Origin of the sequence: Hydrogenophaga sp. (assembly GCF_041913525.1) — a bacterium.
Lineage (GTDB): Bacteria > Pseudomonadota > Gammaproteobacteria > Burkholderiales > Burkholderiaceae_C > Hydrogenophaga.
Genome location: NZ_JAYSFD010000006.1, coordinates 59,599 through 74,995, shown reverse-complemented (window position 1 = coordinate 74,995; position 15,397 = coordinate 59,599). Strand labels below are relative to the sequence as shown.

13 protein-coding genes are annotated in these 15,397 nt (G+C 68.6%); 5 read left to right on the top strand and 8 right to left on the bottom strand.

The features are described from left to right. Nucleotides 1-35 precede the first annotated feature (35 nt). Entirely contained in the window at nucleotides 36-524 is a 489-nt protein-coding gene (locus tag ACE3RQ_RS09475; RefSeq protein ID WP_374521723.1) for an Lrp/AsnC family transcriptional regulator, read from the bottom strand. 70 nt (nucleotides 525-594) lie between these two features. Here ACE3RQ_RS09475 and ACE3RQ_RS09470 point away from each other — a divergent pair, with 70 nt between their 5' ends. Both ACE3RQ_RS09470 and ACE3RQ_RS09465 read left to right on the top strand, forming a co-directional pair. Then, nucleotides 595-1,551 (top strand): EamA family transporter, encoded by a 957-nt coding sequence (locus ACE3RQ_RS09470; RefSeq protein ID WP_374521722.1) that lies wholly within the window; start codon nucleotides 595-597, stop codon nucleotides 1,549-1,551. A gap of 75 nt (nucleotides 1,552-1,626) precedes the next feature. After that, nucleotides 1,627-2,934, top strand: a complete 1,308-nt coding sequence (locus tag ACE3RQ_RS09465; protein ID WP_374521721.1) for a Kelch repeat-containing protein — start codon at nucleotides 1,627-1,629, stop codon at nucleotides 2,932-2,934. On the opposite strand, the gene ACE3RQ_RS09460 is transcribed toward ACE3RQ_RS09465, so the two are convergent. Then, entirely contained in the window at nucleotides 2,931-3,638 is a 708-nt protein-coding gene (locus ACE3RQ_RS09460; RefSeq protein ID WP_374521720.1) for an alpha/beta hydrolase, read from the bottom strand. The two genes, ACE3RQ_RS09465 and ACE3RQ_RS09460, sit on opposite strands and share 4 nt — an antisense overlap. A 110-nt stretch (nucleotides 3,639-3,748) precedes the next feature. On the opposite strand from ACE3RQ_RS09460, the gene ACE3RQ_RS09455 reads away from it, so the two are divergent. Further along, nucleotides 3,749-5,440 (top strand): AMP-binding protein, encoded by a 1,692-nt coding sequence (locus tag ACE3RQ_RS09455; RefSeq protein ID WP_374521719.1) that lies wholly within the window; start codon nucleotides 3,749-3,751, stop codon nucleotides 5,438-5,440. A gap of 29 nt (nucleotides 5,441-5,469) precedes the next feature. Next, nucleotides 5,470-6,447, top strand: coding sequence for an NAD-dependent epimerase (locus tag ACE3RQ_RS09450; RefSeq protein WP_374521718.1), 978 nt, complete (start codon nucleotides 5,470-5,472; stop codon nucleotides 6,445-6,447). Nucleotides 6,448-6,472: 25 nt separating this feature from the next. Here the strand turns inward: ACE3RQ_RS09450 and ACE3RQ_RS09445 are convergent, their stop codons facing one another. The 3 genes from ACE3RQ_RS09445 to ACE3RQ_RS09435 form a co-directional block, all read right to left on the bottom strand. Then, nucleotides 6,473-6,940, bottom strand: coding sequence for a low molecular weight protein-tyrosine-phosphatase (locus ACE3RQ_RS09445; RefSeq protein WP_374521717.1), 468 nt, complete (start codon nucleotides 6,938-6,940; stop codon nucleotides 6,473-6,475). Between the two features lie 82 nt (nucleotides 6,941-7,022). Beyond that, nucleotides 7,023-7,328 carry an H-NS family nucleoid-associated regulatory protein gene (locus tag ACE3RQ_RS09440; RefSeq protein ID WP_374521716.1) on the bottom strand — a complete coding sequence of 102 codons (306 nt, stop codon included), beginning with the start codon at nucleotides 7,326-7,328 and terminating at the stop codon, nucleotides 7,023-7,025. A gap of 86 nt (nucleotides 7,329-7,414) precedes the next feature. Next, nucleotides 7,415-8,380 (bottom strand): RluA family pseudouridine synthase, encoded by a 966-nt coding sequence (locus tag ACE3RQ_RS09435; RefSeq protein WP_374521715.1) that lies wholly within the window; start codon nucleotides 8,378-8,380, stop codon nucleotides 7,415-7,417. Between the two features lie 593 nt (nucleotides 8,381-8,973). Between ACE3RQ_RS09435 and ACE3RQ_RS09430 the strand changes: the two genes are divergently transcribed. Continuing rightward, complete coding sequence (locus tag ACE3RQ_RS09430) at nucleotides 8,974-11,886, top strand: ribonuclease E/G (protein WP_374521714.1); 2,913 nt, start codon at nucleotides 8,974-8,976, stop codon at nucleotides 11,884-11,886. Nucleotides 11,887-12,170: 284 nt separating this feature from the next. Here the strand turns inward: ACE3RQ_RS09430 and ACE3RQ_RS09425 are convergent, their stop codons facing one another. The 3 genes from ACE3RQ_RS09425 to ACE3RQ_RS09415 are packed head-to-tail and all read right to left on the bottom strand — an operon-like array spanning nucleotide 12,171 to nucleotide 15,390. Continuing rightward, nucleotides 12,171-13,445, bottom strand: a complete 1,275-nt coding sequence (locus tag ACE3RQ_RS09425) for a heme biosynthesis HemY N-terminal domain-containing protein (RefSeq protein WP_374521713.1) — start codon at nucleotides 13,443-13,445, stop codon at nucleotides 12,171-12,173. A gap of 23 nt (nucleotides 13,446-13,468) precedes the next feature. Then, a complete protein-coding gene (locus ACE3RQ_RS09420; RefSeq protein ID WP_374521712.1) occupies nucleotides 13,469-14,569 on the bottom strand; it encodes a uroporphyrinogen-III C-methyltransferase in 1,101 nt (366 codons plus the stop codon). Next, nucleotides 14,557-15,390 carry a uroporphyrinogen-III synthase gene (locus ACE3RQ_RS09415; protein ID WP_374521711.1) on the bottom strand — a complete coding sequence of 278 codons (834 nt, stop codon included), beginning with the start codon at nucleotides 15,388-15,390 and terminating at the stop codon, nucleotides 14,557-14,559. Before ACE3RQ_RS09415 ends, ACE3RQ_RS09420 begins: the two co-directional genes overlap by 13 nt. Between the last annotated feature and the right edge of the window lie 7 nt (nucleotides 15,391-15,397).

Genomic DNA, 15,397 nt, shown 5'->3' with positions numbered 1-15,397 from the left:
GCGGGCCAAGCCGCCTCGGAAACCGGGGGTTTCCCTCAGGGCGCAGGCGGCGCGCCGGTGGCTGGCCAGCGCAGCGGGCGCTCTTCAAATTCGGTGTTCAGCACCACGGTGCTGATGGTGCGCGCCACGCCAGGAATGGCCTTGATGGCGTAGAGCACGTCCTCGAGCGCCCGGGCATGGGTGGTGCGAATCTTGGCCAGAAAGTCGTATTCGCCGGCCACGCTGTGCAGCTCCAGCACCTCGGGCAGCTCGCGCAGGCGCGGCGCCACCTCGCGGCAGTGCACCCCACCGTCGTTGCGAATGGCCACAAAGGCGGTGAAGTGCAGGCCCAGGCGCGCCGGGTCCACGCGCAGCGAGAAGCGCTCGATCACGCCGCGCTCCACCATCTTCTTCACCCGCTCGTGGACGGCGGCGGTGGACAAACCCACCTCTGAGGCCACATCGGCGTAAGAACGTCGGCTGTCGGCACTGAGCGCCGTCAAAATTCCGGCGTCCACCTCGTCGAGCTGAATATTTGCTTGCATGGCGTCTCAAGACCGATGAAAATTCGGCACCTGTAAATTTCTCTGGAAAATATCTTACAGAGGCTTCGAGATGCCAGCCAATTTCAACCCCACCAGCGGCCACCCCACCCAAAGCCGCCTGGTTGCCGCCCTGCTCACGGTCTACATCGTCTGGGGCACCACCTACTTCGCCCTGGGCCTGGCCATGCAGACCCTGCCCCCTCTGCTGATGAACGGCACGCGCTTTGTGGCGGCCGGCAGCCTGATGCTGGCCTGGGCGCGCTGGCAAGGCCTGCCCTGGCCCACCCGGGCGCAGTGGGCATCGAGCGCGCTGATCGGCGGCCTCATGGTGTTCGCCGCCATGGGCCTGGTGCTGGCGGCGCAGCGCCTGGGCATTGGCTCGGGGCTGATGGCCACCGTGGTCACCACCATGCCCATGTGGCTGGCGCTGTGGACGCGCTGGGGCGGCGAGCCCGTGCCCTGGACGAGCTGGCTGGGCCTGGCACTGGGCGCCCTGGGCGCCTTGCTGCTGGCGCTGGAGGGCGATTTCTCCACCACCCTGGTCGGCACGCTGTGCGCCTTCGGCGCGCCCCTGGCCTGGAGCCTGGGCTCGTACGCCTCGCGCAAGCTCAGCCTGCCTTCGCCGGCCATGGCCTCGGGCGCGCAATGGCTGCTGGGCGGCGCACTGAGCCTGCTGGCCAGCGCCTGGCTGGAGCCGCAGGCCCGCACGTTCACCTTCGCCCAGGTGTCGTGGGTGTCGGCCCTGGCCTGGCTGTACCTGGTGGTGCTGGGCACCCTGGTCACGCTCAACGCCTACCTGTGGCTGCTGCAGAACAGCAGCGCGGCGCTGGCCGGCAGCTATTCCTTCGTGAACCCGGTGGTGGCCCTGGCCGTGGGCGTGGCCCTGGGCGGCGAGGCGCTCACCGGCTGGGTGTTCGCCGCCCTGCCCCTGATCGGCCTGGCCCTGGCCTGCATTCTTTACGGCCCAACGATGGTGGCGCTGTGGCGCGGGCGCTTCACTGGCGCACCGCGCAGCACTGCCCACTGAGCGCGCTCAACGGTCTGGCGCGCGCGCTGGGCCATGCTGTGACCAGCGGGCATTCTTGCCCTGCAGGAGCAGCACATGAATTCCAACGCACGCGCGCCCTGGCGGCTCGCACTGGTCTGGATGATCGCCTTCGTCCTGACCGCTTGTGGCGGCGGTGGTGGCAGCACTGTCGCCCCTACCGGCACGGCGCCGGCCATCAGCAATCTGTTCATCTCCCCAGAAGCCGCCTACGTGTCGTCAACCCCCCAAACGTTCTCGGTGCAGCTGGATTTCACCGACGACCAAGGCGACCTCACCGCCATTTCACTGCGCGTGCGCAATCTGCTGGGCGAGTTGGTGCTGGACCTGGGCTGGCTGCCGGTGGAAGGGCTGGAGACGCTCACCGAGGGCAGCATCCTGGGCGAGATCGGGGTGGCCGACGAACCTGCCGGCCGCTACCTGGTGGAGGTGCAGACCCGCGACCGACTGGGCCTGCTGTCCAACGTGCTCACGGCCACGGTGCGCATTGCCGATTTCCCCTGGACGCAGGTGCTTGCCGCGCCAATGGCCCGCGAATACGCCGGCGTGGCCGCCCTCGACGGTAAGGTGTACGTGGCCGGCGGCCAGCGCACCGACACCGGCGTGGTGCCCGGGCCGGCCACCAACGCGCTTGAGGTTTACGACCCGGCCACCAACACCTGGGCCAACCTGCCCGCCATGCCCACCGCCCGCATGGGCCTGACGCTCACCGCCTGGGGCGGCAAGCTCTATGCCATGGGTGGGCGCACCGATGGCTACAGCATCTCGGCCGTGGGCACGGTGGACATCTACGACCCATCCACTGGCCTCTGGAGCACCGGCGCGCCCATGCCCACGCCGCGCTTTCACGCGGGCGCCGCCGCCACGGGCAGCGCCATCGTGGTGGCCGGAGGCGAGTTCGAGACCAATGTGCTGGCCACGGTAGAGGCTTACCTGCCTGACACCGACACCTGGCAAGCACGCGCGTCCCTGCCGTCGCCCCGGGCCCAATTGGGCCTGCAGACCATCGGCACCACCGTGTACGCGGTGGGCGGCTACGGCGGCCTGGTGCCGAAGTGGGTGGCCACGGTGTCGGCCTATGACGCCCTCACCGACCAATGGAGCGCACGCCAGCCCATGGTAAATGCACGGGCCTTTGCCGCCACGGCCGTGGCGGACGGTGCGCTGTGGGTGGCCGGTGGCGAAAACGTGGAGCGGGCGCTGGATGTGCTGGAACGCTACGACCCGCTCACCAACACCTGGCGCACCGTCACCGCCAGCCCCCGTGCCTTCGGGCGCGCGGGCGCGGCCACGGTGAACGGCCGCGTGTTCGTGCCGGGCAATGGCTTCACCCTGGCCTACGACCCGGCCAACGAGATCCGTTAGGCCCGGGACACCTGCAACACCTGCAGCAGCCAGGCCTGCAGATCGGCCACCTCCTCGGGGCACACCGTGTGGCCCATGGGGTAGCTGTGCCAGGCCACGCCGTGGCCCATGGCCTGCAGCGCATCGCGCGTGGCCAGGCCACGCTCGGGCGCCACGATGTCGTCTTCGCTGCCGTGGGCCAGAAAGATGGGCACGTCGCGGTTGGCGGCGCTGGCCTCGGCCGGCAGCGTGGCGGCCAGTGGCAGGTAGCCTGAGAGGCCCGCCAGCCCGGCCAGGCGCTGCGGGGCGCGCAGGCCGGCCATCAACGTCATGGCGCAGCCTTGCGAAAAGCCCATGAGCACCACCCGGTGCGCCGGCATGCCGCGCGCCACCTCGCGGTCAATGAGTTGCTGCACCCAGTCGGCCGCCTCGCGCAGGCCGGCCTCGTCTTCCGCGCGCGCACCAGCTGGGTCACCGTCGGTGGGCGGGAAGATGTCGTACCAGGCCGGCATGGGGTAGCCGCCGTTGATCGTCACGGGCCGAATGGGCGCGTTGGGGAACACGTAGCGCACCGGGCCAATGGGCGACAGGTCCAGCTCGCGCGCCAGGGGCACGAAGTCGCTGCCGTCGGCACCCAGGCCATGCAACACGATCAGAGTGGCCACGGGCTGGGCATCGGCCCCGCCGGTCTGGCCTTCGAGGCACTCAAGGGGAAGTTCGTTCATGCCGCGCAGCATAGCGGCCCCGGCCAATGGGGCTCGGCGCAGCGGGTTAGAGTGTCGGGCTGGACCCTCACCCGTATTCCCTCGCCCACACCGCACCGGAGACCTGCCCTATGTCCCTCGTCGCCCCCGAGTTGCTGGCGCTGCAGCGCCTGTACCACTGGGAGACCACCACGCCCGACCGCGTCGCCCTCACCCAGCCGATGGACGGCGGGCAGGTGCGCGAGTTCACCTGGCGCGAAGTGGCCGACGGGGCGCGCCGCATGGCCGCTTTCCTGCAAGACCAGGGCTGGGAGCCCGGCTCGCGCGTGGCCATCCTGTCCAAGAACTGCGCCTGGTGGATGATGAGCGACCTGGCCATCTGGATGGCCGGCTACGTGTCGGTGCCGCTCTACCCCACGCTGGCGCCCGAGACGGTGCACCAGATCCTCACCCACAGCGAGGCCCGCGCCTGCTTCGTGGGCAAGCTTGACACCTGGGACACCATGCGCCCCGGCGTGCCCACCGATTTGCTGTGCATCGCCTACCCGGTGTCGCCGGCCGACGCGCAGGCGCAGTTCCCCGGCTGGGACGCGCTTTGCGCCCAGCAAGCCCCCATGCCCGGCCAGCCGGTGCGCGACGCCGACGAGCTCTGCACCCTGATCTACACCTCGGGCACTACCGGCCTGCCCAAGGGCGTGATGCACAGCTTCGGCAACTTCGCCTGGGGCATCGACAAAGGCCTGGCGCGCGTGCCCATCACCGGCGAGGACCGCCTGCTGTCCTACCTGCCCCTGGCCCACGTGGTGGAGCGCATGCTGGTGGAACACGCCTGGCTGCGCACCTCGTCGCACGTGTACTTCGCCGAGACCCTGGACACCTTTGCGCAAGACATGCAGCGCGCCCGGCCCACGGTGTTCTTCTCGGTGCCGCGCCTGTGGGTGAAGTTTCAGCAGGGCGTGCACCAGAAGCTGCCCGAGCTGCGCCTGCGCCTGCTGCTTCGCCTGCCCATCGTGGGCCGGCTGGTGCGCCGAAAGATCCTGGCCGCACTCGGGCTGGACCACTGCCGCTTTGCCGCCGGCGGTGCCGCACCCATGCCCCAGGCCCTGCTGGCCTGGTACGAGCGCCTGGGCCTGCACATCCAGGAGGGCTACGGCATGACCGAGAACCTCGCCATTTCGCACATGACCCTCATCGGCGAAGACCAGCGCGGCACCGTGGGCCCCACCTACCCCGGCGTGGAACAGCGCATCAACCCCGACGATGGCGAGGTGCAGGTGCGCAGCCCGGCCGTGATGCTGGGCTACTTCAAAGACCCGCTGCGCAGCCAGGAGGCGTTCACCGAAGACGGCTGGCTGCGCACCGGCGACAAGGGCACCATCGACGCGCGCGGCTGCCTGCGCATCACCGGCCGGGTGAAAGACCTGTTCAAGACCGGCAAAGGCAAGTACGTGGCGCCCGCCCCCATCGAAGACAAGCTGGCCATGCACCCCGCGGTGGAGGCCTGCTGCGTGGCCGGCGCCGGCCTGGGCCAGCCACTGGGCATCGTGATGCTGGCGGCCGACGCCGTGGCCCAGGCCCAAGACCCCGCCACGCGCCAGGCCCTCGCGCAATCGCTCAACGCACACCGCCAGGCCATCAACGAACACCTTGACCCGCACGAACAATTGCAGGCCCTGGTGCTGGTGAGCACGCCCTGGACGGTGGACAACGACATGATCACGCCCACGCTGAAGGTCAAGCGCAACCGCATCGACGAGGTCTACGGCCCGCGCTTCGAGGCCTGGGAAAGCGGGCGCCAGCCCATCGTCTGGGCCGACCACTGACCACCACTCGCACCATTCGACCGCACCCCATGCACATCCTGCTCACCGGCGCGGCCGGCTTCATCGGCCTGCACACCGCCCAACGCCTGCTCGACCGCGGCGACACCGTCACCGGCATCGACAACCTCAACACCTACTACGACCCCGCGCTCAAGCACGCGCGGCTGGCCCTGCTGAACGGCCATCCCTGCTTCCACTTCCAGGCGCTGGACGTGGCCGACCGCGCCGGCATGGAGCGCCTCTTCGCCGGCCAGCGCTTCGACGCGGTGGTGCACCTGGCCGCCCAGGCCGGCGTGCGCTACTCCATCACCCACCCCCACGCCTACCTGGAGAGCAACCTCACCGGCTTCGGCCATGTGCTCGAAGGCTGCAGGGCGCAAGGCGTGGGCCACCTGGTGTACGCGTCCAGCTCCAGCGTGTACGGCGGCAACACCAAGATGCCCTTCGCCGAGACCGACGCGGTGGACCACCCGGTGAGCCTGTACGCCGCCACCAAAAAGGCCAACGAGTTGATGGCCCACACCTACAGCCACCTCTACCGCCTGCCCACCACCGGCCTGCGCTTCTTCACGGTCTACGGGCCCTGGGGCCGGCCCGACATGGCCTACTTCTCGTTCACCAAGGCCGTGCTCGAAGGCCGCCCCATCGACGTGTTCAACCACGGCGACATGAAGCGCGACTTCACCTACATCGACGACATCGTCGAAGGCGTGGTGCGCGTGCTGGACAAACCCGCCACGCCCGAGGCGGCTGGCGCCGCGCCCTACCGGGTGTTCAACATCGGCAACCACGACCCGGTGCCCCTGCTCGATTTCATTGGCTGCATCGAACAAGCCACCGGTCGCAGCGCCACCAAGAACCTGCTGCCCATGCAGCCAGGTGACGTGCCCGCCACCTACGCCAGCACCGAGGCCCTGCGCGATTGGGTGGGCTTCGCGCCCAGCACACCGCTGGCCGAGGGCATCGGGCGCTTCGTGCGCTGGTACCGCGAGTACCACCGCGTCTGAGGCCGCGCCCGCGCCGAGCGGGCCTTTACAGCGGCAAGCGCTCGATCACGCCAGGCACCGCGCGCTCAATCATCTTGAGCACCACCTCGAAACCCTCTTGCGGGCCGTAGTACGGGTCGGGCACCTCGCCCGCCTCGTCCTGACCGGCGTAGGCCAGGAACAGGTGCAATTTGTGCTGGTGCGCCGGCGGGCAGCGATCGCGCAGGCGCGCCAGGTTGTGCCGGTCCATCGCCAGGATCAGGTCAAAGCGCTCGAAGTCGGCATCGACGATGCGGCGCGAACGCTCGCGCAGAATTTGCGGGTAGCCACGCTCGCTCGTCAGTTGCACCGCCCGTCGGTCGGCCCGCTCGCCTGCGTGCGCACCGTGGGTGCCGGCCGAGTCCACCTCCACAAGGGCCTGAAGGCCCCGGCGCTCCAATTCGCCCTGCAGCACGCTGGCGGCCATGGGAGAGCGGCAGATATTGCCCATACAGACGACAAGCACACGGAACATACAAACCCAAACCAGAGGAAATCAAGACGCACAAAAGACAAAGCCCGCCATGGGCGGGCTCTTTGGCGGCACAACAGCCGGTTCAGATGCGGTAGCTGTCCAGGCTTTCACCCTTGGCCAGCACGGCGCGCACCCACTCCGGCTTGCGACCCGGGCCACCCGCCCAAAGTTCACCATTGGGACCACGGTATTTGGCAGCGGCGGTCGACTTGGATTTGCCCACTTTCTTGCCGCCGGCGGCGTTGCCCAGATCGGCCACGGTAATTCCGTACTGCTTCATCTTGGCCTTGATATCGGCGATCACGGAAGCCAACTCGTCTTTGCGGGCCTGCTCAGCCTGCGCCATCAGGGCCTGGGCTTGCGCCATCAGTTCGGAATACGTTGCCATGCTACTTTGCTCCTTTTGGGTTCCAATGAAGCATCCATTCCAAGTGATCGACGGATGCTGGCCCGGATTCTATTGCATCCCCAGCCCTATTCAACCCATTTTTTCAGTTCGGATGGCAATTCGGCCATCAATTCCATCGTCTGCGCGCTGGCCGGGTGCTGCAATCGCAGGCGCCAGGCGTGCAGAAACATGCGCTTGAGGCCCTGGCGGGCCAATTCCCGGTTCAAATCGAAATCGCCGTATTTGTCGTCACCCACAATGGGATGACCGGCGCTGGCCAGGTGCACGCGAATCTGGTGCGTGCGGCCGGTCTTGATGGTCACCTCCAGCAGGCTCATTTCGTGCCCCAATGCGTGATCGGGCGGCAGGTGACGTGCCACCTTCACCAGCGAAATGGCCTTTTGGCCATCGGGGTCATCTCGCGTGGTCACGCGAACCCGGCGCTCACCGTCGGGCAACAAAAATTTGTGCAGGGGTTGGTCCAGCACCTTGAGTTTGTCGGGCCAACGACCTTTCACCAGCGCCAGATAGGTCTTGCCGGTCTCGCGTTCGCGAAACTGGTCTTGCAGTGCCTTCAGGGCACTGCGCTTTTTGGCCACCAGCAGCAATCCGCTGGTTTCCCGGTCGAGCCGGTGCACCAATTCGAGCAATCGCGCCTCGGGCCGCGCCCGGCGCAACTGCTCAATCACGCCAAAACTCACGCCGCTGCCGCCATGCACCGCGACACCCGCCGGCTTATCAATAGCCAAAAAGAATTCATCTTCGAACACCACGGGAAACTCGCGGGCCGGTGCGGGGGCAGCGGCCTTTTGTTCGGCTCGCTCTGACAGGCGAATAGGGGGAATTCGCAACACATCGCCGGCCTGCACCCGGTCATCGGCATTGACCCGCCCTTTGTTGCGGCGCACCTCGCCCGATCGAATGATTCGGTAAATGTGCGTTTTGGGCACGCCCTTGAGCATGCGCATGAGGAAATTGTCCAGGCGCTGACCGGCCGATTCGTCATCGACGGTGAGGTGCTGAACGCTGGGAACGGGGCTTGACACGGCCATGCAAAGGGGCCACCACGCCGACGGGGACGTGTCTATAATGCGTGACGCCCATCGTGTGCTGTAAGTGATTGATTTGGCTTGAGTTTAAGGCAGGCCGCACACGCAGTGACCAAGTGCCTTGCAGTGGCCGGTCGACCGATGGACGTGGTTGCCACCCGCAGCACCCTGGACCAGTGTCCGTTCCCTGAGGCATTCAAGAGCGAATCCAGGCACGACACCGGTCAGGCGGAAGCCGCGGGCGAATCCGCAGAAGAATCGCGAACCCGAAACGGAATACCCCCAATGTCCAGCCGCCCGATGTGGCTGGGCCAGGACGAAGTGAACCACCCGAGAAGACGGCCAGATCCATGTCACTGACAGCCATCGAACCGCTCCCGATCACCCAACTCCGCGCGCCTACGCCCTGACCTGGCGGTTCGACGCGGCACCTCGGTGCCCGCCTGGTCGAACATCCCCCGAACCGACGGTCAACGGCTCTCCGGCAATTCCTCCCCTCGTTCGCGTTTTCCGGCGCGGCTTCTTGGCGAAGTCGGCGCCGCAGGCATGCCCAAATGCCCGCGCGCCTTGTGTGCTGGAACGAAGGAAAACGCAACATGAAACGCATGCTGATCAACGCCACGCAGGCCGAAGAGCGCCGCCTGGCGATCGTGGACGGGCAGAAACTGCTCGACTACGAAATCGAAATCGAAGGGCGCGAACAGCGCAAGGGCAACATCTACAAGGCCGTCGTCACCCGCGTCGAGCCCTCGCTCGAGGCCTGCTTCGTCGACTACGGCGAAGACCGCCACGGCTTCCTGCCGTTCAAGGAAATTTCCCGCCAGTACTTCCAGGGCAACGTCTCACCGTCGCAGGCGCGCATCAACGACGTGATCAAGGAAGGCCAGGAACTGCTGGTTCAAGTGGAGAAGGAAGAGCGCGGCAACAAAGGCGCCGCGCTGACCACTTTCGTCAGCCTCGCCGGCCGCTACGTGGTGCTGATGCCCAACAACCCGCGAGGCGGTGGCGTGAGCCGCCGCATCGAAGGCGAAGACCGCGCCGAGCTCAAGGCCGCGCTCGACCAGCTCGAGTACCCCAATGGCATGAGCATCATCGCCCGCACCGCCGGCATTGGCCGCGATGCCAGCGAACTGCAATGGGACCTGAACTACCTGCTCAAGCTCTGGACCGCCATTGACGGCGCTGCCCAGGGCGGCAAGGGCGCCTTCCTGATTTACCAGGAATCGAGCCTGGTGATCCGCGCCATCCGCGACTACTTCAACAGCGACATCGGTGAGATCCTGATCGACACCGACGACATCTACGAACAGGCCCACCAGTTCATGAGCCACGTGATGCCCGAGCATGGGCACCGCGTGAAGCGCTACCGCGACGACGCCCCCCTGTTCAGCCGCTTCCAGATCGAGCACCAGATCGAGACGGCCTACAGCCGCATCGTGAGCCTGCCCAGCGGCGGCGCCATCGTGATCGACCAGACCGAAGCCCTGGTGGCGGTGGACGTGAACTCGGCGCGCGCCATCAAGGGCGGCGACATCGAGGAAACCGCCACCCGCACCAACCTGGAAGCCGCCGACGAAGTGGCCCGCCAGATGCGCCTGCGCGACCTCGGCGGCCTGATCGTGATCGACTTCATCGACATGGAAGAGTCGAAGAACCGCCGCGAGGTCGAAAACCGCCTGCGCGATGCGCTGCGCCAAGACCGCGCCCGCGTGCAGTTCGGCTCGATCAGCAAGTTCGGCCTGCTGGAAATGAGCCGCCAGCGCCTCAAGCCCACGCTGAGCGAAGGCTCGTCCATTCCCTGCCCGCGCTGCGGCGGCTCCGGCCACATCCGCGACACCGAATCGTCTGCCCTGCAGATCCTGCGCGTGATCCAGGAAGAGTCGCTCAAAGACAGCACCGCCGCCGTGCTGGTGCAAGTGCCGGTGGAAGTCGCCAGCTTCCTGCTCAACGAGAAGCGCACCGAGATCACCAAGATCGAACTCAAGCAGCGCATCAGCGTGCTGCTGGTGCCCAACAAGTCGCTCGACACGCCCAACTACAAGCTGGAGCGCATGAAGCACGACGACCCGCGCCTGGACAACCTGGACGCCAGCTACAAACTGGCCGACGAGGTGGAAGACGTGGCCAGCTTCACCCGCCGCAGCCAGGAACGCACCAACAAGCAAGAGCCGGTGATCAAGGGCGTGCTGCCCGATCGTCCGCCCGTGCCCGCGCCGAAGGCCGAGGCACCCGCTGAAGCCGCCGCGCCGATCGCCGTACCCAAGGCAGCCCCTGTGGCGGCTGCGGCTGCGCCTGCCCAGCGCGGCTTCTTCGGCTGGCTCAAGAGCCTGTTCGCCGCCAGCCCGGCAGAGCCCACTCCCGCCCCGGCACCGGCCACCCCTGCCCCTGCGGCCAAGGAAGAGCGCGGCGAAGGTCGCCGTGGCGGCCGCGGTGGTCGTGGCGGTGACCGCCAAGGCCGCGCAGAAGGTCGCACCGAAGGCCGTGGCGAAGGCCAGCGTGGCCGCCAAGGCGAAGCCCGCTCGGTCGAAGGCCGTGCTGAGGGTCAGCGCCAGGACAGCCGCCGCGGCGAGCAGCGCGGCGAGGCCCGGGCTGAAGGCCAGCGTGGCGAACGCGCTGAGCGCGGTGAGCGCGGTGAGCGTGGCGAGCGGGGCGAACGAGGCAATGGCCGCCGCGACAACCGCCGTGACAACGCCCCGGCACAGACCGAGGTCCTCACGCCCGAGCTGAACGCCCCCGCGGAGACCCCCGCCACCGAGGCCGTTGAAGCCGCCGAAGGCCAGCGCCGGGAACGCCGAGGCCGTGGCGAAGGCCGCCGCCGCCAAGAGGCGCCCGAGGCCGCCAAGCCCGACACCACCGACCTGCCGCCCGCTCAGGCCGACGCCACTGGCAGCGATGAGACCAGCGCACCCGCAGAGGGCGATGCCGCTCCCCGCGCGCCGCGCGAGCGCCGCAGCCGCGACCGCTATGGCCGTGACCGCCGCGAGCGCGCCCCGCGCGCCGAAGGCGCCACCGAAGGCGAAGCCGCCAGCACCCCCGAGATGAGCAGCGAGGCCACCGACACGCGCGAGGAAGCCCCCACGCGCAGTTACTTCACCATGGCCAGCGCCGCGCCCGTGGAAGCACCTGTTGCCGCCCCGGTGGCACCCGTCGCCTCGCCCATCGCGCCGACCATCGCGGCAGAGCCCGCCGTCGCCCAGCCTGCGGCGCCGGCACCGGCACCGGCCGCGGTGGCGCCTGCAGCGCCCGTGGTGTCCGCCGGCCTGCCGAAGGTGCAGCCCTACACCTTGCCCGTGGATGCCCTGGCCGATGTGGCCCGCGCCTGCGGCCTGGAATGGGTGAACTCCGACGCCGCCAAGGTGGCACAGGCCCAAGCCGCCATTGCCGCCGAACCCAAGCCGGTGCACGTGCCGCGTGAGCCCAAGCCGCCCGTGTTGATCGACGAAGGTCCGCTGGTGCTGGTCGAGACCCGCAAAGACCTGCGCAGCGTCACCCTGCCTTTTGAGGCCTGACGCCCCAAAGCCCCCGGGCCGGCAACGGCTCGGCGGTTGACGCAGCAAGAGCCACCGCCAAGCGGTGGCTTTTTTTTGGCCTGACCGGGCGTGGCTCGCGACAAGCCGTTCCGGCCAGTGGGCCACCGCCACTGACGGGTGGACAGCGCCCGCCTCGTCGCCGGGACAGCACGACGCATGACCCAGCCAGATGAAGCGCAGGATCGGCTAGGCCCACCAAGCCCTTGGTGGCCAAGCCCATGGTCGAGCGGAAAGGGCCGACGGGCCCCAGGCAGAGCCTCGGCTCAGTCGAGCTGGGCTGCCGTGCGCCAGGCGGCCTGGGCAGCGGCGGTGTCGCCACGCTCCTCGGCCAGCAAGGCCAGGGATCGCCAGGTGCGACGCAGCAGCATCGGATCGTGCAGGCCGTGACGCGCCTGCCCCAGCAACTGCGCAGCCTTGCCCCACAACTGGCGATGCATGCAAGCCTGCCCCGCCAGGTACTGCAGGCAGGCGTTTTGAGGCGCCAGGCGCTGCAACTGCTCCAGACGCGCCAGACCAGCCCCGTCCAGGCCAGCCAGGCAAGGCTCGTACACCCGCACGAACTGAAGCTGCTGCGAGGCGGTCAAGCCATTGAAGCCCGTCCACAGCGGCTCAACACAGCCACGCACCCATTGGCGCGCTTCCTCAACCGCCGATTCATCGGCACCGGCCGAGACTTGGCGCTGGGCCTGCGCCGCGGCCACCAGCACGATGTCGGGCATGGCCCGTTCTGAGGCATCCAGGGCACGCCACACCGCCGTCAGTTGGCTGAGGTCTTGCGCCTCGCGCAGGGCATCCATCGCCAAGCCTCGAACAATGCTGCGCGACGCCTCGGGCGAAAAGGCACGGTGCTTGGCCAGCAGGCGGGCCGTCTCCAGTGCCTCTTGGGTAGCGTCCCCCAGGCCGGCCACCCGCAGCTTCAGGCGCAGGGCCTGAATTCGGCGCGCCATGCCCTGGGGCAAGTCGGCCAGGCGGCTGCGCGCGGTCTCCACGTCACGGTCTTCCACCGCCCAATGCACCGCCCGCAGCATTACGCCCTCAGCGGCCTCCGGGGCCTTGCGCGCCAACTCGGGGGCCAGGGCCAGTTGAAGATGGCGATCGCGGCGATCGCGGTTCTGCAGCGACTGCGCGCTTTCGGCAAGCATCAGGTGGGCCAGCAACTGCAGCTGTTCGCGCCGAGGCCAGGCGGCCGTGCCTTGCAATTGGTCCAGTGCGTTTTGCGCGGCCGCCTGCGCGCGCACGAAGCGGCCAGCGAGCTGGTGGGAGAGTGCGTCCATGACGAAGCCCACCGCCGCCCGCTCCACCTGCTGCTGACGCCAGCGCTGGGCTTGCACCGGCAACTCACGCAGCACCGACAGGGCCCGCATGGCCGCGTACAGCACCACGAAACAGCCCAGCAGGGCGAACAGGAAAAAGTTGAACGAGACGTCGTAGCGGTACGGCGGCCAGAACAAGGTCACCGTGGACGAGTTGTTGCCCATGAGCAGGGCCAGGGCCACCGCCAGGCAAGCCAGGGCGAGCAGCCAGAACACACTGCGCATGGCGCCTGTTTGCCGGCTGCGCATCAACGCCCCCCTGCGGCGGCGGCCAGGGCCGCCAGGGTTTCGTCGGGCGTGGGCATGGGGCTGTCCACCAAATCTCGCTTGAGGCGCAGCATGGCCGCTCGCGCCCCGGCCACCGAGCTGGCCTTGGGGTCAAAGTAGCGCTCCAGCGCCGAGTCCACCGCCACCAGATCGGCCTGCGCAATGCGCAATTGGCGGGCCAGCACGCCCAAGCGGGCGTTCAGCAGCTTGAGCTTGAGGTTCGCGCGCAGGAAAAAGGTTTGTTCGGGCGCCAGCAGCACGGCCTCGGGGCGGTCGATGCGGCTCACCCGCACGAGATCGCGCCCGCTGTGCACCACTTCGCTGGCAATGCGCTGCCACCACGTCTTCACCTTGGCCCAGGCACCGGCACCGGCGGGATCGGCATCGGGCATCGCCTCGGCCACTGGCGCAGGCGCGCCGGGCGCCGGCTGCGCCGCCACGGCCTGCGGCCCGACCTGGTTGAGCGTGGGCCACAGGTCCACCTGGCGGGCCAGCTCATCGAGCTGCGCGGCCAGCGCCGGGATGTCGGCCAGGGACGCGCCACGGATGCGCTCAATGTCGCGCGCGATGGCGCGTTGCACCGGGTTCAGGCGGGGCTGCGCGGCACGGCCGATGCGCTGATCGGCCGCCTGCAGGGCAGAAATAAGGGGCTGAACACTGCCCGTGACCTGGGCTTGCTGCGCGGCCAGGCGGATGGCCGACTCCAAGTCTTGCACCAGGTTGTCATCGCGCGAGCGCGACACCGAGAGCATCAGCTCTTCCAACTGGCTGCGCTGCAAGGACACCTCGGAGAGCTTCACCTCGGCCACCGACAGGCGCGCCTGCAACTCTTGCACCTGGGCCTCGGCCTGCGCGGCCACGGTCCGTGCCTCGGTCGCGGTGCTGGACGAATCAAGCGAGCGACGGGCCAGCTCTTCCTGAGCCGCCGAGAGGCGTTGCCACAGCAGGCCCCCCAGTGCCAGGGCCAGGGCGGCCAGCAGCAGGCCCACCACGCCAAGAACCGCGCCGGCGCGGCTGGGCGGGCGCGGGGCTGGGGGCGGTGCCACAGGCGAATCCGGGGTATCGGGGGTCAATTTGTCCACGTGGTCGATTCTAGAGTGCGCAATACATCGTCCAACGCCGGTCGGGTGTCCACCACACGGCCAAACCCGAGGCCCTGGGCTGCCTGACCGATGCGTGGATGGGTGACCAGCGCGGCGCAGCGGGACCAGTCCACCGTCGCGCCGAGCGGCGCCAGCGCCGCCAGCGATTCGGAGCTGCTGAACAACCACACCGCGCCTTGTTGCGCGGCTTCTCGCCAAGGGGCTTGGGGAGAGCCGTCCAGCGAGCAAACGCGGCGCTCGTAGGCCACACAGGCGCTCACTTCCGCGCCAGCGGCCTGGCACTGGCGCATCAACCACTCTCGACCGCTGCCGGGGAGCTCGCCGGGCTGAGCGCCGGCGGAGCGACCTCGCACGATCAACAAGCGGCGACCGGGTCCCATCTGCGCCGCGACAACCGGCCACAGGTGCTCGGAGTCAAACTGGGCCGCGGCGGGCGACGGGCTGTCAATGCGATCGGGTGCGATGCCGCCACGCGTCAGCGCCTGCGCCAAGGCCTTGGCCGTGCCAGGACCTGGGGCCCAGAAGCGGGTGTGGGCGTCCACCGGTGGCGTGCCGAGGCGACCATCCCCAAAAAAATGGTGCACGGCCGCGCCGCTGACGAACATCAGCGCATCAAAGCGCCACCAGCCAGCGCGGGCCTGGGCCAGGGCTTCGCGCTCGGCAGGATCGGCGGGCGGCGCCACGGCCAGCAAAGGCAAGGCAAGCGCCGACCACCCCCGCTCGCGCAGCGCGGTCACCCAGGCATCGGCCTCGGGCTGCGGGCGGGTGACGACCACGCTGGGCCGGCCCGGTCGGGGCACGGCCGGT